This window comes from Novosphingobium jiangmenense (assembly GCF_015694345.1).
GTDB classification, from domain to species: domain Bacteria; phylum Pseudomonadota; class Alphaproteobacteria; order Sphingomonadales; family Sphingomonadaceae; genus Novosphingobium; species Novosphingobium jiangmenense.
In genome coordinates this window covers 268,654-286,318 of record NZ_JADQDC010000001.1, presented here as the reverse complement: position 1 = coordinate 286,318, position 17,665 = coordinate 268,654, and the positions used below count along the sequence as shown (strand labels likewise).

17 protein-coding genes are annotated in these 17,665 nt (G+C 64.6%); 4 read left to right on the top strand and 13 right to left on the bottom strand.

Annotation, left to right across the window (positions count from 1 at the left end):
* Window positions 1-40: 40 nt before the first annotated feature.
* On the top strand, window positions 41-1,300 hold the full coding sequence (locus I2488_RS01315; protein WP_196274002.1) for an aminotransferase: 1,260 nt from the start codon (window positions 41-43) through the stop codon (window positions 1,298-1,300).
* On the opposite strand, the gene I2488_RS01310 is transcribed toward I2488_RS01315, so the two are convergent.
* From I2488_RS01310 to I2488_RS01260, 11 genes are all read right to left on the bottom strand, one after another.
* Window positions 1,241-3,010 (bottom strand): SLC13 family permease, encoded by a 1,770-nt coding sequence (locus I2488_RS01310; RefSeq protein WP_196274001.1) that lies wholly within the window; start codon window positions 3,008-3,010, stop codon window positions 1,241-1,243. The two genes, I2488_RS01315 and I2488_RS01310, sit on opposite strands and share 60 nt — an antisense overlap.
* A 57-nt stretch (window positions 3,011-3,067) precedes the next feature.
* Window positions 3,068-3,643, bottom strand: a complete 576-nt coding sequence (locus tag I2488_RS01305) for a hypothetical protein (protein ID WP_246465400.1) — start codon at window positions 3,641-3,643, stop codon at window positions 3,068-3,070.
* Between the two features lie 176 nt (window positions 3,644-3,819).
* Window positions 3,820-4,248, bottom strand: a complete 429-nt coding sequence (locus I2488_RS01300; protein ID WP_196274000.1) for a carboxymuconolactone decarboxylase family protein — start codon at window positions 4,246-4,248, stop codon at window positions 3,820-3,822.
* 188 nt (window positions 4,249-4,436) lie between these two features.
* Window positions 4,437-5,000 (bottom strand): cytochrome b, encoded by a 564-nt coding sequence (locus I2488_RS01295; protein WP_196273999.1) that lies wholly within the window; start codon window positions 4,998-5,000, stop codon window positions 4,437-4,439.
* Window positions 5,001-5,010: 10 nt separating this feature from the next.
* Window positions 5,011-5,787, bottom strand: a complete 777-nt coding sequence (locus tag I2488_RS01290) for an SDR family NAD(P)-dependent oxidoreductase (RefSeq protein ID WP_196273998.1) — start codon at window positions 5,785-5,787, stop codon at window positions 5,011-5,013.
* Window positions 5,784-7,346, bottom strand: a complete 1,563-nt coding sequence (locus tag I2488_RS01285; RefSeq protein ID WP_196273997.1) for an acetolactate synthase large subunit — start codon at window positions 7,344-7,346, stop codon at window positions 5,784-5,786. The genes I2488_RS01290 and I2488_RS01285 overlap by 4 nt, the downstream gene beginning before the upstream one ends.
* Window positions 7,343-8,263 (bottom strand): alpha/beta fold hydrolase, encoded by a 921-nt coding sequence (locus I2488_RS01280; RefSeq protein ID WP_246465399.1) that lies wholly within the window; start codon window positions 8,261-8,263, stop codon window positions 7,343-7,345. Before I2488_RS01280 ends, I2488_RS01285 begins: the two co-directional genes overlap by 4 nt.
* A 10-nt stretch (window positions 8,264-8,273) precedes the next feature.
* A complete protein-coding gene (locus I2488_RS01275; protein WP_196273995.1) occupies window positions 8,274-8,879 on the bottom strand; it encodes an amino acid synthesis family protein in 606 nt (201 codons plus the stop codon).
* A 78-nt stretch (window positions 8,880-8,957) separates the two neighbouring features.
* The gene (locus I2488_RS01270; RefSeq protein WP_196273994.1) at window positions 8,958-9,422 is read right to left on the bottom strand and encodes a VOC family protein; all 465 of its coding nucleotides are present in this window, start codon (window positions 9,420-9,422) and stop codon (window positions 8,958-8,960) included.
* Window positions 9,409-10,443: a WD40/YVTN/BNR-like repeat-containing protein gene (locus I2488_RS01265; RefSeq protein WP_196273993.1), complete on the bottom strand. Its 1,035-nt coding sequence runs from the start codon at window positions 10,441-10,443 to the stop codon at window positions 9,409-9,411. Before I2488_RS01265 ends, I2488_RS01270 begins: the two co-directional genes overlap by 14 nt.
* 57 nt (window positions 10,444-10,500) lie before the next feature.
* Entirely contained in the window at window positions 10,501-12,024 is a 1,524-nt protein-coding gene (locus tag I2488_RS01260; protein WP_196273992.1) for an aldehyde dehydrogenase family protein, read from the bottom strand.
* 247 nt (window positions 12,025-12,271) lie between these two features.
* On the opposite strand from I2488_RS01260, the gene I2488_RS01255 reads away from it, so the two are divergent.
* Window positions 12,272-12,994 carry a 2-keto-4-pentenoate hydratase gene (locus I2488_RS01255; RefSeq protein ID WP_196273991.1) on the top strand — a complete coding sequence of 241 codons (723 nt, stop codon included), beginning with the start codon at window positions 12,272-12,274 and terminating at the stop codon, window positions 12,992-12,994.
* Between the two features lie 27 nt (window positions 12,995-13,021).
* Window positions 13,022-13,825 (top strand): SDR family NAD(P)-dependent oxidoreductase, encoded by an 804-nt coding sequence (locus I2488_RS01250; RefSeq protein ID WP_196273990.1) that lies wholly within the window; start codon window positions 13,022-13,024, stop codon window positions 13,823-13,825.
* Between the two features lie 66 nt (window positions 13,826-13,891).
* Here the strand turns inward: I2488_RS01250 and I2488_RS01245 are convergent, their stop codons facing one another.
* Both I2488_RS01245 and I2488_RS01240 read right to left on the bottom strand, forming a co-directional pair.
* The gene (locus I2488_RS01245) at window positions 13,892-15,073 is read right to left on the bottom strand and encodes an MFS transporter (protein WP_196273989.1); all 1,182 of its coding nucleotides are present in this window, start codon (window positions 15,071-15,073) and stop codon (window positions 13,892-13,894) included.
* A 34-nt stretch (window positions 15,074-15,107) separates the two neighbouring features.
* The gene (locus I2488_RS01240; RefSeq protein ID WP_196273988.1) at window positions 15,108-16,487 is read right to left on the bottom strand and encodes an aminotransferase; all 1,380 of its coding nucleotides are present in this window, start codon (window positions 16,485-16,487) and stop codon (window positions 15,108-15,110) included.
* Window positions 16,488-16,718: 231 nt separating this feature from the next.
* On the opposite strand from I2488_RS01240, the gene I2488_RS01235 reads away from it, so the two are divergent.
* Window positions 16,719-17,663, top strand: coding sequence for a LysR family transcriptional regulator (locus I2488_RS01235; RefSeq protein WP_246465398.1), 945 nt, complete (start codon window positions 16,719-16,721; stop codon window positions 17,661-17,663).
* Window positions 17,664-17,665: the final 2 nt, after the last annotated feature.

The window sequence follows — 17,665 nt, the reverse complement described above, 5'->3', positions numbered from 1 at the left end:
CATTGCAAGGTGGTGCAACTGCTGGCTAGGGTCCGGGGCGATGACCACCTCTTCCCCGCCGCGCCTGCACCCGGTCTACGCCGACATGCCGGTCACGATCTTCGAGCACATGTCGGGACTGGCGCGCGAACTGGGCGCGCTCAATCTCGGGCAAGGGTTTCCCGACGGTCCGCCACCGGCTCCTTTGCTGGAAGCGCTGGGTAGGTCATCGGCCAAGGGATCGCACCAGTACCCGCCCATGGCCGGCCTGCCCGAACTGCGGCAGGCCGTGGCCGATTTCTACAGGCGCACGCAGGGGCTGGAACAGGCGCGCGACGGGGTGATCGTCACCTCCGGGGCGACAGAAGCGGTTGCCGCCGCGATTCTCGCCGTAGCCGCCCCGGGCGACGAGGTACTGCTGTTCGCCCCGGCATATGACGCCTACGCCCCGCTGGTGCGGCGGGCTGGCGGCGTGCCGAAGTTCATCGCCCTCAAGCCACCCGCGTGGTCGTTTGACCGGGCTGCGATCGAAGCGGCCATTTCGCCACGAACGCGCGCCGTGATCCTCAACGATCCGCTCAACCCCACCGGCACGGTCGCCTCGCCGGAAGATCTCGCCATGCTCGCGGCCGTGTGCATCGAACATGACCTCTTCGCCATCTGCGACGAGGTGTGGGAGAACGTGCGCTTCGATGGCAGGCCCCATGCCTCGCTGCTCGCGCAGCCGGGGATGGCACAGCGTGCGATCAAGATCGGTTCGGCGGGCAAGATCTTCGGCGCGACGGGGTGGAAGGTTGGCTGGATCGTGGCCGATCCGCAAGTGGCCGCCGTGGTCGGCCGGGCCCATCAATTCCTTACCTTCACCACGCCGCCGATGCTGCAGAGCGCAGTCGCCGAGGCGCTCGACGATGCCCGCATCGCCGCCGATTGCGTGGCGCAATGGGCCTCATCGCGCTCGGTCCTCCTAGCTGCTCTCGCCGAGGCGGGATTTGCAGTGCTGCCAAATGTCGCCACGTGGTTTGCCTGCATTGATCTTGAAGCATCTGGCATCGCACTCAACGACCGGACCTTCAGCGAGCGCGCCGTTCGCGAGGCGGGCGTTGCCTCGATCCCGCTTTCCGCTCTGTGGGAAGGCGCCGACATGCCGAGGCACATCGTGCGGCTCTGCCACTGCAAGAGCGAATCGATGCTCCGGGAAGCGGTGTCAAACCTTGTCCGATGGCGCGATAGCATCGGGAGAGACTGCCTGAACCCGTTCCCTTCACAGCGGCCAGAACCAGAGTATCAGCGGAGTGCCGACAAGCACCACCAGCACCGATAGCGGTGCGCCAAGCCGCGCGTAATCGCCGAACCGGTAGCCTCCCGGACCCAGCACCAGCGTGTTGCACTGGTGTCCGATCGGGGTGAGGAAATCGCACCCTGCACCCACTGCCGTTGCGATCAGGAAGGCTTCGGGCCGGTAGTGCAACTGCTCGGCAAAGACCCCGGCGATCGGCGCCATGACCAGAACCGTCGCCGCGTTGTTGAGGAACGGGGTGACGGCCATCGCCGCGATCAGGATCAGCGCCACGGCTCCCCAGGGCGGCAGCTGGACGGCCAGATCGGCAAGGAGCTTGGCGATAACGTCCGAGGCGCCCGTCGTCTGCAGGGATTCGCTGACCGGAATAAGCGCCGCCAGCATGATCAGGATCGGCCATTCGATCGCCTTGTAGGCCTCGTCCGCCGGTAGTGCGCCGGTGATGACCGTCAGCCCCGCGGCGGCGAAGAAGGCGAGTGCTGCGGGCATGAAGCCGCTGCCTGCCGCCACCATGGCCGCGGCCAGAATGGCCAGCGGAAGCCAGCGCGTGCGGCGCGAGCCCAGGCCGATCTTGCGCTCGGCCAGCGGCAACGCGCCCATTTCGGCAAGACGGGCGGGCATGGTCTGGAGCGGCCCCTGCAGCACGATCACGTCGCCGGCCTGCAGCACGGTGTTGCCGGGCTTGTTGGCGATGGTCTCCCCCTCGCGCGAGATGGCGAGCAGGTTCAGCCCGAGCCTTTCGCGCATCTGCAACCGCCCCGCGGTCCTGCCAATCAGGGCAGAGTCGGCATGAACCACCGCCTCGATAACGCCGATGCCGTCGGGCTGTCGGCCGCTCTCCTGATCGTGGCCTCCTGCCAGGGCGAGGCGTTCCGCGCCGACAACGCGCTCGAGCGTGTTGGGTTCGCCGCTCAGGATCAGCACGTCCCCCTCGCCGATATGCGTATGGGGATCGACCTCGCCACGCATGTCGCCGCGCAGCAATCCGGCAACCTCGATCTCGTCATCGTGCCGGGCGACGAATTCCGACACGGTAAGGCCGGCGATCGGCGAACCTTCGGTAACCGTGGCTTCGATGACATAGGCGCCGATATTGATCGCCTCGTCCATGCCCTGTGCGGCCTGCCTGTCGGTCGGCAGCAGGCGCCAACCCACGGACAGGAAGGCCAATCCCATGGCCAGCAGGGCGAGGCCTGTGGGCAGATAGTCGAACATGCGGAAAGGCTCGCCAGTCATCTCCTCACGCACCCGCGAGACGATGATGTTGGGCGAAGTGCCGATCAGCGTGGTCAGGCCCCCGAGCAGCGAGGCAAAGGCCATCGGCATGAGGTAGAGCGAGGGCGAGGCCTTATTGCGCCGCGCCATCTGCACGGCTCCGGGCATCAGCATGGCCAGAGCGCCGACGTTCTTGATGAAGCCCGATGACAGCCCGACAGCCGCCGAAAGCGCCAGCATCTGGCCCTGCGGCCGCCGGATGCGCTGGGCGAGGGACTGCAGGGCGCGCTCGATCATGCCGGATCGCTGGACGGCAGCGGACAGGACCAGCGCCGATCCCACGATCACCACGATGTCATCGGAAAAGCCGGTGAACGCCTGCTTGGGCGAAACCACGCCGATTGCCACCGCGAACAGCAGCGCGATCACGGCCGTCACGTCATACCGGAAGCGCCCCCACAGAAACAGGGCCATCATCCCGCCGAGGGTGGCCAGCGAAAGCCATTGGGGCTGCGTCATTGCAACCCTGAATGATCGAACCGGACGCGGGTTCCCCGGCCCGGCGTTCAGCGCGCCCTAGAAGCGCAGCTCACCCTGCACCGGCGGCTTGCGCCGTGGTGCGGGCACCGTGCGCGCCTGCGGGAGGAGGCAGCGTGCCCTGCCCTGCAGTACATAGACGGCATGGCGCTGCCCGCCGCGGTTCTCGTGATCGATCGCATAGCCCTTGTAGTAACGGCGCAGGAGACCCGCCCCGACCAGTTCCGACACCGCTCGGCTGAGGTTGGTCTTGCCCGAGGCACGAACCCGGCAGCGCACCTCTTCCTCGATCGCCGCAGCGGCAGCTGCGGGATCGGCGGGCATGCGATCTTCAAGGATCAGGTCCGACCGGACCCGTTCGGCAAGCGCGGCGCGGCGCGGGTCACGCCCGCCCATCGGCGCAAGACTGTCGCACAGCCAATCGCGCAAGGTGAACTGCTGGCGCCCGCGCTGCACGAAAGGCCCCGCTTCGCCATCGGCATCGGCCACCTCGGCAATGAGGCTGAGCACCATGAAGGCGTAGCGCGGCCTGGAGCTCGCCTGCGAAAGGCAATCGAGCAAGGACGACATTGCGCCATGTGCAGAAGGGCCGGGCAGGATGGCTGACTGGAACATTACAGGATTCAAGAAAGCACAAAAGGTGATTCCTGTGAATCCCTCAAGTTCGGCATCCTTCACCAAATCCAACATTTGTCCCCTGTGACACTCTGCCCGAGGGTAAAGTGTCACAGACTAGCCTTTGCAACGCGAAGGCGCAGCTCGCGCCGTGGATGAAAGCATTTGAAGCCCTGCTATCGCGAACCCGCTCCATCGTCTTCAGCCCCTGCACGCGCACCATGGTTCTCCAAAGCGAACTCCCTGATTGCTTCCGCGGCGATCCGCGTCGAATCCATGCCGGCAGGAACTCCGCAATAGACAGCCACCTGCAACAGTGCCTCGCGGATCTCCTCGCAGGTCAGACCGTTGCGAAAGGCCGCCTTGACATGCAGGCGCAACTCGTTCGGCCGGTTGAGCGCACTGATCATGCCAAGGTTGAGCAGGCTGCGGTCGCGCGCAGCAAGGCCTGGCCGAGACCATACCTCCCCCCAGCACCAGCCCGTCGTGAGTTCCTGCATCGGCCGGGTGAAATCGTCGGCAGCAGCCAGCGCCTTGTCGACGTAGGCATCGCCCAGAACCTCCTTGCGCCGTGCAAGCCCGCGGCGGAATTGATCTTGATCCATGAGCCTCCTTCCAAGAGTCTTCCCACTGTCCGAGATAACGTGCTTTAGGACTGATATGCCCGATCACGGCCCCCTCACAGGCAGCACTTCACAGTGAGGCCACCAGCCCGTGGCTCGACCATTCCCGGTCGAAACCGGGGTCCTTTACACCGCCGAAGGGTGCGAGTTCCGGGGAAAGCGGTTGCAGGTCAGAGCATCCGGGGGAGGACGTCGGTTGCGCCGTTCCGGTCGGTGATGCGGTGTTTCATCGCACCTGCCACGTGCAGCATGACGAGAATGAGCAGGGCGTACGCACCATACTTGTGCAGCGCCTGAAACAGCACAAAGGCAGTGTCGTTCTTCGGCAGCAATTCGGGCAGTTCCGTAAAGAAGAACGGCACCCCGTCGCTCTGCGTAAAGCTCGCCGACATACTGTACCCGAGCAGCGGAATGAGCACGGTCAGCGCGATGAGCAGCCGATGCACCATGTGCGAGAGCAACTTTTCCCAAGGTTGCAAAGCATCGGGCTCTTCCGGCAACCGCCGGCGGTTGCTCCAGCGGATCAGCAAATGCGCCAGCGCCACGATCCATGCAAGCAGCCCGAACTGCTTGTGGTTGGGGTAGAAGAAGGCGAACTTGGCAATGGAGTCGTCCGGCAGGCCGGTCATGTACCAGCCGATCAGAATGAGGCCGCATACCAGCACCGCGCGCAGCCAGTGAAGCGCGCGCATGGAAAGCGGATACCTGGTCGGAATTGCGGCCTCAGCGGTCATGACCTGCTCCTCAAAGATAGATGCCGCGCGAGTATCCGCCGTCCACCGTCAACGATTGGCCAGTGATCGATGCATCGGGCGCAGCGGCCAGGAAAGCCACCACCCGCCCGACATCGTCGGTTTCCAGAATGGCACCGGCAGGGATGTCGGCGGTGAACTCGGCCTCGACCTGCGCCGGGTCGATCCTCCGGTCATGCGCAATCTCGCTGAACAGTTCGGCCAGATGCGGAGTGCGCACGATGCCGGGATGCACCGCGTTGACGCTGATGCCGAACGGACCGAGCTGGTCGGACAGGACCTTGGTCAGATGCGTTACGGCGACGTTGCGCAATCCGCTCAGCGTATCGCTCGACCGGCCGGTAAGGCCGCCGATGTTGATGACATGTCCCGCTCCTCGCGCCTTCATTGCGGGCGCAACGGCTTGGATGTAGCGAAGGTATCCCCCGACCTTGATGTCGACATCGGACATCAGCAGGTCGATATCGACCTGCTCGATCACCCCGCCGATCGGATTGGAACTGGCCGCGGCATTGACCAGCACATCGATCCGCCCGAACCGTGCCAGCACGCCATCGACCAGCAGCCGCATGCTGCGCTTGTCGGTCGCATCCGACGCGAGCGCCACCACGGTGCCATGCTTGCCGAGGTCTTCGGCCGCAGCAGTCAACCGCTCGAGCCCTCTCGCCGTGATCACCACGGCAAAGCCCGCCTTGCAAAGCGCACGCACGATCCCCGGTGCGATGCCACCGCTGCCGCCAGTGACAAGGGCAACCGGACTGGCGGTCATGGCAGCTCAGCCTGGATCAGCATCGGACCTTGGCGGGAAAGGCCTTCGCGCAGCGCCGCCTCAAACTCGCCTGTCGTACTCACCCGTACGGCCTTCACGCCATAGCCCTCAGCCAGCGCGGTCCAGTCCACGCATGGATTGTCGAGCCGGGTCAGCCCCGCGATGACCGTGTCGTCCAAGGGCGCTTCGGCGCGGGTCAATTCGGTCTGGAGGATGGCATAGCGATGGTTCGCCGCGATGATCACCGTGACGTCGAGGTTCTCCCGGGCCATCGTCCACAGCGCCTGCAGGGTATACTGCGCGCTGCCATCGGACTGGAGCGAGACAACCCGGGCCCCAGGCTCAGCCAGCGCCGCGCCGACCGCACAGGGCAAGCCCTGCCCGATCGCCCCGCCGGTATTGGTCATGACCCGGTGCTGCCGCGCACGATGGGCATTGCGCAGCCATGGCCCGCCCAGTGTTGATCCTTCCAGCGAGATCACCGCATCATGCGGCAACTGCGCGAGCAGTTCCTCGACCACAAGCGCCGGGTTCAGCGCAGCCCCGCGATCCGTGGCGGGCACGGCGGGTTCGACCCCCGCCGTCATGGCAAGCGATCTCGCGCCCAGCGCCTCGCCCAGATCGAGCAAGGCCGCCACGGCATCGTGCTCGGGACCTGCCAACCGCACCAGCCGCTCCTCGGCGACGAGCTGGCTTGGCCACCCCTCATAGCCGAAGTAGCTGATCGGCATCCGCGATCCGGCCAGCACCACTGTGGCATCGCCCATTTGCGCAATCACATCGTCCGGGAAATAGGCCTGCCGTTCCACTGCGGGCAGATCGCCACCCAGCGTCACCATGGCGGGATAGGGCTCCATCAGCAGCCGCCCGCCCAGATGCGCGGCCAGTGCGGCACCGGCACGCACGCCGGCTTCGGTCAGGGCATTGCCGCCCAGCAGCACGATGACATCTTCTGCACCTTCGAGCGCCGCCTTGGCCTGCGCGATGTGCTGAGGCGCCACCGGGGCCCCTCGCCAGGCACGCGCGACAAGCGCCTGCGCGTCACCCGCGGCCTCGGCATCGATCACGTCGGTCGGCACGATCAACGTTGCCGCGCCGCCTTCCGCCTCGCCTGTCGCGGCAAATGCACGGTCGACATCCTGCACGATCGCATCGGTTGCGGCCATCCGGATCACCTGCCGCGATACGGGCGAGGCCAGCGACTCAATGTCCGACGTCAGCGGCGCATCGTAGGCGAGATGCCAGGTCGCATGATCACCAATAACGTTGATGATGCGCGATCCGGCGCGGCGGGCATTGTGGAGGTTGGCGATGCCGTTGGCAAAGCCGGGACCAAGGTGCAGCAGGGTCATCGGAACCTTGCCCGAAACCCGGTTGTAGCCGTCGGCCGCGCCGGTACAGACGCCTTCGAACAGGCTCAGTACCGAGCGGATCCTGCCATTGCGCGCCAGCGCGCTGACCATGGTCATCTCGGTCGTGCCGGGATTGGCGAAGCAGATCTCCACGCCGCCGCGATGGAGCGCGTCGAACATCACGTCGGCGCCGGTACGCTTGCTCATGCCTTTTCACCCGAAACAGATGCCGCGCTTGCGCCGGCGAGAAAACCCTCGACCAGACGCAGGAAATCCTGCGGTGCGTCGTCATGCACGTAGTGCGTTGCGCTCTCCACCGTCGCGTGCCGAAGCATCGCGTTACGGCTTTCCAGTTCGCGAACCGCATCGAGACTGCAGAAGTCCGATCTGCCACCACGGATCACCAGCGTCGGCACAGCGATTCCCGCGATCACCGGCCACAGGTCGACCACCCGGGCCGGGTCCGGCGACACCCGGGTTCTGGCGATCCCCTCGGCATCATACCGCCAGATCACCGCCCCATCGGCGTCGGCCCTCATGCTTTCCCACAGCCGCTCCTCAATCGCCGCATCGCTCACGTTGGGCCGCAGCTTGCGCCAATAGGCCCGCGCCTCGACCCAGTCGGCAAAGCGCGTCGGCAGCGCCTTCATCTCGGCAACGATCCGTTCGAAGCCGGCACCCGAAACCGACGAGCCGGCAGTGATGTCTTCCACCACCAGCGCTTCAAGCCGCTCAGGGTTCTGGCTGGCATAGACGTAGGACGTCGTCCCGCCCATCGAATGCCCGATCAGCGTGAAACGTGTCAGCCCGAACGCCGCAACCACGGCCTCAAGATCGCAGACATAGGCATCGGTGTAGTAGTTCCGGTCCGGGTCCCAATCGCTTTCGCCCCGCCCGCGCGCATCGAAGGCGATCATGTGGAACCGGTCCGAAAGCGCACGCGCCAGATTGCGCCATGTTCCCGAGTAGCCGCGCAGCCCGTGCAGCAGGACCAGCGTCGGGTTTGCCGGATCGCCCCACTCGCGGACGTGGATCTTCACCGCACCGCTCGCCACCGCGCGGGTCCGCTCCCCCTCGAGCAGGGCAACCGGCTGCGGTGCCAGATCGGGAACTTGTGCCGTCATCGCCATGCCCTCAGGTCAGGCCATTGCCTTCGGCGTCCTCGGCACGCAGGCCCCCGAGGCGCGCGTTGAGGCGGCCGCGCGTGGCAAAGGCCCAGCAAACGATCACTTCGTCGCGGTTCGGACCATCGTCGAACGAGACACTCATGGTGTCGTAGTGCGAACGCACATAGAGCGCGTCCTTGTGGCCCAGCGGGATGTCGAGGATCGTACCCGGCACGCCACGCTTGCCGGTCGAAGGCACCCACGATGCGCCGCCGCCCACCGCATCGCGGACCGGGTTGGCCGCCGGGTTGGTCAGCAAGGCATTGCCATGTTCATACTCGCCGTCGATGCCGACCATGATCGCCTTGCCGTAGCTCTCGATCGCGGCTCCCCCCGACAGCGCGTTGAGGCGGCGACCGAACTCCTCGCCCAGCACAGGTGAAGCGTCGATCCAGGCCGACAGATCCTCGACGAACTGCCCCGCATAGGGGTTCTTGATGCAGGCACCGACCATGTACTTGAACAGCGGCGCGCCATCGGCGGCAGCACCGGTCTCGCCCGCCCAGATTTCCTGGATCTGCGAGTACCAGCGGCGAACGTGAAAGGCGCCGAAGTTGGCGGCATAAGTCGTCATCATAACTCCCCAATCTATGCAATGCGCGGCTGCCTTTGCGGCACGCTTTCGGACACGACCCCGCCTACAGCCCCGATCCTACAGCGTGGTCGGATCGGCTTGGCCCTGGTTGCGGTTCAGTTCTGCCTGCGAAGCCCCGCCTGCCAGCGGCACCCGCTGGCAGAAGACTTCGAGCATATGGCCATCAGGGTCGTAGAAGTAGATGCCGACCGACACGCCATGATCGAGGATCTCGGCGATCTTCACGCCGCGCTGCTGGAAGAATTCATGGTTCCGGCGCAGGTCTTCCATGCTGGTACTGGCAAGCTGAAAACCGATATGCTCGAATTCCTTGCCCTTGGATGCGCCTTCCTCGGCCTTGAACAGCGCGACGTCGTGGTCACTCTCGCCAAAGCTCAGGAAGACGCCCCCCTTGTAGGGGCCATCCCCCGCCCGGGCGGTGATCTTCATGTTGAGCACCTCGCAGTACCACCGCGCAGACGCTTCCGGATCGCGCACATAGAGAACAACGTGCGCGATGCGCTCGATCCTAATTGGTGACATGCGGCAACCCCAGGTCAGCTGGAACCCCAGGGATCCAGGCCAGATCAGTGATCTCATTGAATTCCCTCCATTCCTTGGCCCATGTCCGGCCTCCATCGGTACTGCGATAGAGGTAGCCGAACTTGCTCGCCGAAAGCAGGAAGTCAGGATCGGAAGGGTTTGAGCCGAAGGCCCAGATGCAGGAGTTGGACGGCGTGTCCAGGACGGCATGGTGCCATGTCAGCCCTGCATCGGCAGAAGTCAGGATCGCGGCAGTGGTGCCCGGGGTTCCGTCACCGATGCCGACCGCAATGTCGGTCGAACTGCCGGGCTTCCTGAGGAGAACGCGGGAATACCGAAGGCCCCAGGTGTCCTTGGCCGGCGTGCGCTCCCACGTCTTGCCATCGTCGGTCGAACGATAGAGCGCGATCACGGTAAGGGCCAGATGGACCGTGCTGCCATCGTCCTGCGGCAGGATCATGATGTCGTGCAGATCGGAATTGCCGCCGAATTCGGACCAGGTGGTGTCGATGCGATCCCAGGTGTCTCCACCATCGCGGCTGCGCCACAGGCCACCTTCCTCGACGCCTGCCCACACGTCCTTCGGGTCATGCGGATCGACGGCGACCGCGAGCATGCGCGGACGGTTCACGCCTTCGCAGAACTCCGGCATCTCCAGCGGCGTCTTCTCCCACGTGTAGCCGCCGTCAACCGAACGGAACAGCGCGGCACGCGATGGCGCACCGCTACCGGCATAGATGATCCGGGGGTCGCTCTCGCTCACTGCCAGCTTCCACACCGCGTAGCCGTTCAGCGCGCAGTCGATGCGGCGCCAGTGAACCCCACAGTCCTCGCTGTGGAACAGGCCCTTTTCGGCACCTGCAAACACGGCTTCGGGATTGGCGGGATCGACCAGCAGGCAGCGCACACGGTCATCGTACTCCAGATCCTGGCGGATGTTGATACGATACCAGCTCTTGCCATCGTCATGGCTGCGCATGACGGCCTGTCCGTCAGTCGCGACAATCAAAGTCCTGCTCATGGGAGTGTCCTGCTCATGCTGCCTGCGTTCCTGCTCATTTCCGGCGCTCGCTGCTGATCAGCTCAGATTGATCCAGACGCTCTTGACTTCGCTGTAGAGCTCCATCGCCTGGCGGCCATGTTCGCGGCCCCAGCCCGATTGCTTGAAGCCGCCGAACGGCGTCGCATTGTCAACCAGGTTGAAGCAGTTGACCCACACCGTCCCCGCCTTCACGGCGGCGGCCATGCGATGCGCCTGCTTGAGGTCGTTGGTCCAGATCCCTGCCGAAAGCCCGAAGTCGGAATCGTTCGCCTGAGCGACCAGGTCCTCTGGGTCCGACCAGCGCAGCGCGCTCAGCACCGGGCCGAAGATCTCCTCCCGCACGATGCGCATGCTGCTTGCCGCATTGGCCATGATCGTCGGCTGGAAGAAGAACCCCTCATCCAGGCCCTGCGGACGCGCGCCGCCGATGACCAGTTCCGCGCCTTCGCGCTGCCCGATCTCGACATAGGAGCTGACCCGGTCCCATTGCTCCTCCGACACCAGCGGGCCGAAGTTCACCGCAGGATCAAGCCCGTTGCCGATGGTCAGCTTCGCGGCATGTTCGGCGATGCGGGCAAGCAGGTCGTCGTGAATGTCGGCATGCGCGTAAAGCCGCGATCCGGCCGTGCAGGTCTGGCCCTGGTTGAAGAAGATGCCCGACGCGATCGATGCCGCCGCCGCATCGAGGTCGGCATCCGGCAGGACGATCTGCGGCGACTTGCCGCCCAGCTCGAGGCTGACCTTCTTGAGATTGCCGGTGCTGCCACGCACGATCGCCTTGCCTACCTCGGTCGATCCGGTGAAGGCCACCTTGTCCACGCCGGGGTGATCGACCAGCGCCGCGCCTGCATCACCAAAGCCGGTAACCACATTGAACACACCCGCCGGAATCCCTGCCTCGAGCGCCAGCTCGGCAAGGCGCAGCGCGGTCAGCGGGGTTTGCTCGGCCGGCTTGAGCACCACCGTGCAGCCCGCCGCGAGCGCCGGAGCGACCTTCCACGCCGCCATCGACATCGGATAGTTCCATGGCACGATCAGCCCGCACACGCCTACCGGCTCTCGCACCGTATAGTTCAGGATCCTGGCCCCGCTGCGCGGCGAAACCGGCAGCGTCTCGCCACCGAACTTGGTCGGCCAGCCCGCAAAGTAGCGGAATGTCTTGATGGAGCCCTCGATCTCCACGGCCTTGGTCAGCGTGGCCGGCTTGCCGTTGTCGATGCACTCCAGCACAGCCAGCTCCTGCGCCTCACGCTCGATCAGGTCGGCCAGGCGGTTGAGCAGGAGCGAGCGGTCCACTGCGCTCATGTCACGCCACGCGGGATTGCTCAGCGCGCGGCGGGCGGCCTGCACCGCCAGGTCGACGTCCGCCGCATCACCTTGCGCAACGCGGCAGATCTCCTTGCCGGTAGCGGGATTGCAGGTGGCAAAGGTCTTGCCCGAAACCGAGGGGACCATCCTGCCATCGATGATCAGGCCGCGCGGCTTGTCGGCGAGAGCCCGTTCCAGTCGTGCGGCAATGGCAAAGGCGTCCGAACCGCCGACATGTGCAAGGTTTGTCATGGTCCCTCTCTGGAATCCTGGCGTCAGCCACTGGTGGTCCGCCAAGCGGGACAGCGCGGCATACGGGCCGGTCAAAATCTCGAATCAGCTGATAACTCACCATTTGAATGTAAACAATACTAGATTTATATGTTTGGTTGTTTCATATGTTTGACAATGTGGCAGAGCCGAAGGGCCTGAGGGAGGGCTGTCGATGCAGACGATTGATGATCACGGTAATCTTGCCTCATGGCTGACTTCGGCAAGCATGAAGCGCGCGCCTATCAAGGTGCCCGACATCGCACCCTCACTTGCCGAGGCTTATGATATCCAGCGGGCCGTGTTCGGGACGTCGGGCTTGCCGGTGACGGTGTGGAAGCTCGCCCTCACCTCCGATCCTGTCCGGGAGCAGTTCGGTGCCGCCGAGCCGGCGGTGGGCCGATTGTCGGCCAGCGCGATACTCAATCCGGGGACGGAAGCCAGACAGACCTGGCCGGAGCTCTATGCCGAAGCGGAGATCGTGTTTCAGATCGGCCAGGATCTGCCACCCACAGGAACGCCCTACACCCGCGAAACCGTGCTTCCGGCGATCAGGGCCGTCCACGGCGGCATCGAACTCGCCGCATCCCGCTATCTTGGCAGTTCGGCGCCGCTCAAACTGTTCGTTGCCGACAATGCGATGGCCCACGCCATCGTCGCCGGTAGCCATCTTGCCGCCGGTTGGGAGCCTCGTTTCGGCGCCTTGCCGGTTTCCATCCAGGTCAACGGGGAGTTGATCGAGACGGGTTCATCCAGCCGCGTGATGGGCAATCCACTCGATGCGCTGGTCTGGCTGGCAAACTGGCTTTGCGAAAACGGCGAAGGCGGACTGCGACGCGACCAGCTGGTCTCCTCGGGGAGTTGCACTGGCGCTACGCCGGTAAAGGCCGGAGACGTGGTGACGGCAGACTTTGGCGATAAGCAAGGCGCGCGAATAACCATCGTCGACTGAACACTGGTATTGCATCGGAGATCTTCAATGAGCCTTGAATTGGGACTGGACGGCAAGGTTGCCGTCATCACCGGCGGCGGTGTGGGCATCGGCAAGGAGACCGCACGCAAGCTTGCCCTGGCCGGCGCCAAGGTCGTCATCGCCGCGCGAACCGCTTCAAAGCTTGAGGCGGCAGCGGCCGAGCTGCGCGCCAGCACCGGAGGCGAGATCATCGCCGTTCCGACCGACACCACCTCGAAGGAATCTGTCGAAGCCCTTGTTGCCGCAGCGGTCGAGCGCTTCGGTACGGTTCACATCCTCGTCAACTGCGCCGCAGCCCCCGGCGGCCTCGTCCGCAACGCCATCGAACTGGCTGACGAGGACGCGCTGATGCTCGATCTCAACACCAAGCTGTTCGGATACTTCCGCACCGCCAAGGCCTGCGTGCCGCACATGCGCAAGGCTGGCTGGGGCCGCATCGTCAACGTCGGCGGCCTCACCGCGCGCTGCACCGAGGCGCTGTCAGGCATGCGCAACACCGCGCTGGTCCACTTCACCAAGACGCTGTCGGATGAAGTCGGCAAGGACGGCATTACCGTGAACATCATTCACCCCGGCGTGACACGGACGGAACACATCGAGGAATGGTTCGCCGAGATGGCGGCCGAGGAAGGCACCACCGTCGATGCCATCGTCAAGCGCGAGGCGGGCGATCCGGCGGCACTCAAGCGCATGCTCGAAGTCGAGGAAGTGGCCGATCCGATCGTATTCCTCTGCTCGAAGCTGGGCAGCGGCGTCACCGGTGAATCGATCGCCGTCGACGGTGGCCTGTCGCGCGCCGTGTTCCTGTAAAGCCAATGGGGCGCCCGTCGCAAGACCGGCGCCCCATCCCCCCGAAGCGATGCTGCAATTGGCGGTTCAGGCCGCCTTTTTCGTGCCTGAAGTGGCCCAGATCGTCGCGACGACGCTGAGCACCAGCACCACGCAGCAGGAATAAAGCATAAGGTTGAAGCTGCCCGTTACCAGCGTTGCCGCAGCTGCTGCGGGTCCAAGCCCGGTGCCGAACGTCTGGATTGACCCCATCGCACAGACCACACGGCCGCGCTCGCAGGCATCGGAACAGATCCCCGAAAGCAGCGGCTGCGCGAAGTTCCAGCTGAACATCATCAGCACGCAGGCCAGGATGAAGGCATGGTCGCTGACATGACCGCGGAACAGCAGGAAGCCGACGACCCCGGCAACGGCGCTGACGACCAAAGGCCCCGCCCGGCCCCAGCGCTGCGGCAGAAATCCCGCCAGCGCCGCTGCAACAACTCCGGCCATCGTGCCGATCGAAAGGCCGCTGGCGATCGTCCCCGCACTAAGGGCGCTTTCGATGCCGATGCGCTCGGAATAGCTCCACCCCGCGCCCATCGCGAAGAACAGCAGGAACACGCCGACAAGCGAACCGGACGCGATCCGCCAGTCCAGCGCGCCGCCACCGGCGAACATGTCCGCTTCGTCGGCCGAGCCATCCGGCAGGGCTTCAAGCGACAGGATCACCAGCAGGCTCGCCACGGCAATGGCAGCAAACACGGTACTCGGCCGGAAGGTCGCCTGGATCGCGGGCAAGGCATAGAGGAACACCGTGCTGAACAACGCTCCGGCCACGAGGTAGATCGAGAAGGCCCGGTCCGGGTTGCGGGCGCGGCCCAGCGCGGCAAAGGCAAAGCCAATCGCAATGCCAGCGCCTGCTCCGGACACGACCCGCGCCGCTGCCATTGCGGCAAAGCTGGTCGTCACGCCGGTCATCAGGTTGCCTGCCGCAATCAGTGCCAGCCCCGCCGCAACAGCGAACCGCCACGATACCCGCGAAAGCGCGAAAGTGCTGAGGCCAATGGTCACGCCCATCGCGTTGATGTCCCACGCAACGAGATAGCCCAGCTGGTCGTTGTCGAAGCCGGTCTGCTGCGCGACGAGCGCCAGGAAGCCAGGCGTCACGAAGATCACCAGCGCACCGATGATGCCCACCGCCACTGCGCTTGCCAGTCCTGCAGGTGTCAACCGCGCTGCCGGCATGTCGGGCGGGGTGGCCGTTTCCATCGTCACTGCCTGATCCATCGCCCGCCCCGCTCCCCGCGTCTTGTCATGGTTGTCAGGCAGGCAGGACGTCCTGAACGGCCAGCGCGAACTTGTCGACCAGTTCGTCCACTTCCGCACGGTTGATCACCAGAGGCGGCGCGAACACCAGCGTATCGCCCAGAGCGCGCGTGATCAGACCGCGCGCGGCTGAAGCCTTGAGGATCTGGCGTCCGGTGCGGTTGGCCATCGGGAAGGTTTCCTTGGTGCCGCGATCCTTCATCAGTTCGATGCCGATCATCAGGCCCTTGCCACGAATATCGCCGACGTGGGCATGCTGGCCAAGACGGTCCCTGAGCTGCCGGAGCATGTAGGGGCCGACATCTGCGACGTTGTCGACCACCTTCAGGTCGTCGATCAGCTTCAATGCAGCAAGCGCCGCTGCGGCCCCGACCGGGTGCGCCGAATAAGTGTAGCCATGGCCGAACAGGCCCGCCTTCGCCGCCTCCCCCTCGATGACGTCCCACACCTTTGGCGAGATGAAGCAGACAGACATCGGGAAATAGCCGGAAGTCACGCCCTTGGCCGAAGTGATCAGGTCCGGCTCATAGCCGTATGCCTGGCTGCCCCAGTACGTCCCGAGACGGCCGAAGCCCGAGACGACTTCGTCTGCCACCAGCAGAATATCGTGCTTCTTCAGGATCGGCCCGATCTCATCGAAGTAGCCTTCGGGTGGCGGGATCAGCCCGCCGGCCCCCATCACCGCTTCGGCAAAGAACGCCGCGATCGTGTCGGCGCCCTCACGCTCGATGGTGTCTTCCAGCTCCTTGGCCAGGTGTCTGGAATAGTCGCGCTCGCTCATCCCCTCGGGCGCGTTGCGGTAGTGATAGGGCGCGCTGACGTGGATGATCGGCCCCTTGGGCAGGTCGAACAGAGTGTGCATGCCGGGCAGGCCGGTCAGGCTCGCCGTTGCCACGCCCGAGCCGTGATAGGCATTCCAGCGCGCAATGATCTTCTTCTTCTCCGCCTTGCCGCGAAGGTTGTTGTAGTACCAGATCAGCTTGAGCTGGGTCTCGTTCGCATCGCTTCCCGAGGCGCCGAAGAACACCCGAGACATCGGCACCGGTGCGCGCTTCAGCAATTCCTCGGCGCACTCCGCAACCACGTCGGTCGACATGCCGTTGAAGGTGTGGAAGAACGAAAGGCGCTCGCTCTGCCGGGCAATGGCCTCGGTGATCTCCTTGCGGCCATAGCCCAGATTCACGCACCACAGCCCCGCCATCCCGTCGAGGTATTCCTTGCCGTCGACGTCGGTAACGCGGACGCCGGAGCCGCTGGACATGACGGTAGGACCATCAGCCATGAGGTCGGTGATCGCGGTGAACGGATGGAACTGGCTGCGCTGGTCACGCAGGGCAGCTTCGGAACGCGCGGCCTCGGAAGGCTGGGTGGCCATGTGATTTCTCCCTCGCCGCCCGGCTCGCCTGTCGAATCAGGGGCAGCACATCAATAACGCTCCTTCCATTACCCATTTAGTCCTTTTATGCAACAGTCATAGTTATAGACGTCTGTTTTTCCCGTTTTCTGAACAATCATGGCCGGTGCGCATTGTCTCATCTGGCGCAACAATGTCTTGGCAAAGCGTGCTCACCATTGACTTGAAGCCATGCCTGAATGATCAGGAAGCATGGACGAAAAGCCCGATCTTGGTAATGTCATGGCGATGATGTCGTTCGCCGCAGTCGTCAGCACCGGCGGGTTCTCCAGTGCGGCGGAGATGCTCGGCTATTCGAAGGCGGCGGTCAGTCGTCAGATTGCCAAGCTGGAACAGAGCATCGGCGTGCGCCTGCTCGATCGCACCACGCGCTCGGTCACGCTGACCCCGGCAGGGCGCGAGATGTACGCCCGTTGCGCGCGCATTGTCGAAGAGGTCAGCGAAGCGAACCAGATCATCAGCGGCATGGTGTCGAAGCCGCGCGGCGAACTGAAGGTCAATGCACCGGTCGTTGCCTCGCTGTTCGACCTGACTTCCATCATGCCGCGCTTCCTCCAGACCTACCCGGACGTGCGGCTGTTCGTGAACCTGTCGGACAGCAAGGTCGATCTGATCAAGGGACGCTTCGACGTCGCCTTCTGGATGGGCGATACCTTTGACAGTTCTCTGGATTCCGTGCGTCTGCGCCACTATCCCATGGTGCTGGTGGCCTCGCGCGGATACCTCGACAGCGCGGGTCGTCTGAACGTGCCGAATGATCTGAAGGATCATACCTGCATCGTCGAGACGCACATCTCGAAGGTCGGCGAATGGCGGCTCTCGGAAGACATCACGGTGCCGATCAACCGGGGCCCTCTCACCAGCAACTCGGTGCGCATGGCGCGCGAGGCTACGCTCGAAGGTCTCGGCATCAGCTACCTGCCCCGCTTCCTGGTGGAAGACGACATTGCCGCAGGCCGCCTGGAACCGCTGCTGCCCGAACTGGTTACGGAGCGCATTCCGCTGCACATCATCTTCCCGCGCGGCAACTATGCCCTGTCCAAGGTAAGGGCTTTCGTCGATTTCGTGCGCGAGGAAATGCGTGACGAGGACGCGCCTGCATCGGGCAACGTCCTCGCCCTGGCATCGGCAATCTAGCC

Bases quoted from the DNA above. Each gene is read 5' to 3' on its own strand.
- I2488_RS01315 (WP_196274002.1), top strand. From the start codon at position 41: ATGACCACCTCTTCCCCGCCGCGCCTGCACCCGGTCTACGCCGACATG.
- I2488_RS01310 (WP_196274001.1), bottom strand. From the start codon at position 3,010: ATGACGCAGCCCCAATGGCTTTCGCTGGCCACCCTCGGCGGGATGATG.
- I2488_RS01305 (WP_246465400.1), bottom strand. From the start codon at position 3,643: ATGTTCCAGTCAGCCATCCTGCCCGGCCCTTCTGCACATGGCGCAATG.
- I2488_RS01300 (WP_196274000.1), bottom strand. From the start codon at position 4,248: ATGGATCAAGATCAATTCCGCCGCGGGCTTGCACGGCGCAAGGAGGTT.
- I2488_RS01295 (WP_196273999.1), bottom strand. From the start codon at position 5,000: ATGACCGCTGAGGCCGCAATTCCGACCAGGTATCCGCTTTCCATGCGC.
- I2488_RS01290 (WP_196273998.1), bottom strand. From the start codon at position 5,787: ATGACCGCCAGTCCGGTTGCCCTTGTCACTGGCGGCAGCGGTGGCATC.
- I2488_RS01285 (WP_196273997.1), bottom strand. From the start codon at position 7,346: ATGAGCAAGCGTACCGGCGCCGACGTGATGTTCGACGCGCTCCATCGC.
- I2488_RS01280 (WP_246465399.1), bottom strand. From the start codon at position 8,263: ATGACGGCACAAGTTCCCGATCTGGCACCGCAGCCGGTTGCCCTGCTC.
- I2488_RS01275 (WP_196273995.1), bottom strand. From the start codon at position 8,879: ATGACGACTTATGCCGCCAACTTCGGCGCCTTTCACGTTCGCCGCTGG.
- I2488_RS01270 (WP_196273994.1), bottom strand. From the start codon at position 9,422: ATGTCACCAATTAGGATCGAGCGCATCGCGCACGTTGTTCTCTATGTG.
- I2488_RS01265 (WP_196273993.1), bottom strand. From the start codon at position 10,443: ATGAGCAGGACTTTGATTGTCGCGACTGACGGACAGGCCGTCATGCGC.
- I2488_RS01260 (WP_196273992.1), bottom strand. From the start codon at position 12,024: ATGACAAACCTTGCACATGTCGGCGGTTCGGACGCCTTTGCCATTGCC.
- I2488_RS01255 (WP_196273991.1), top strand. From the start codon at position 12,272: ATGAAGCGCGCGCCTATCAAGGTGCCCGACATCGCACCCTCACTTGCC.
- I2488_RS01250 (WP_196273990.1), top strand. From the start codon at position 13,022: ATGAGCCTTGAATTGGGACTGGACGGCAAGGTTGCCGTCATCACCGGC.
- I2488_RS01245 (WP_196273989.1), bottom strand. From the start codon at position 15,073: ATGGATCAGGCAGTGACGATGGAAACGGCCACCCCGCCCGACATGCCG.
- I2488_RS01240 (WP_196273988.1), bottom strand. From the start codon at position 16,487: ATGGCCACCCAGCCTTCCGAGGCCGCGCGTTCCGAAGCTGCCCTGCGT.
- I2488_RS01235 (WP_246465398.1), top strand. From the start codon at position 16,719: ATGGACGAAAAGCCCGATCTTGGTAATGTCATGGCGATGATGTCGTTC.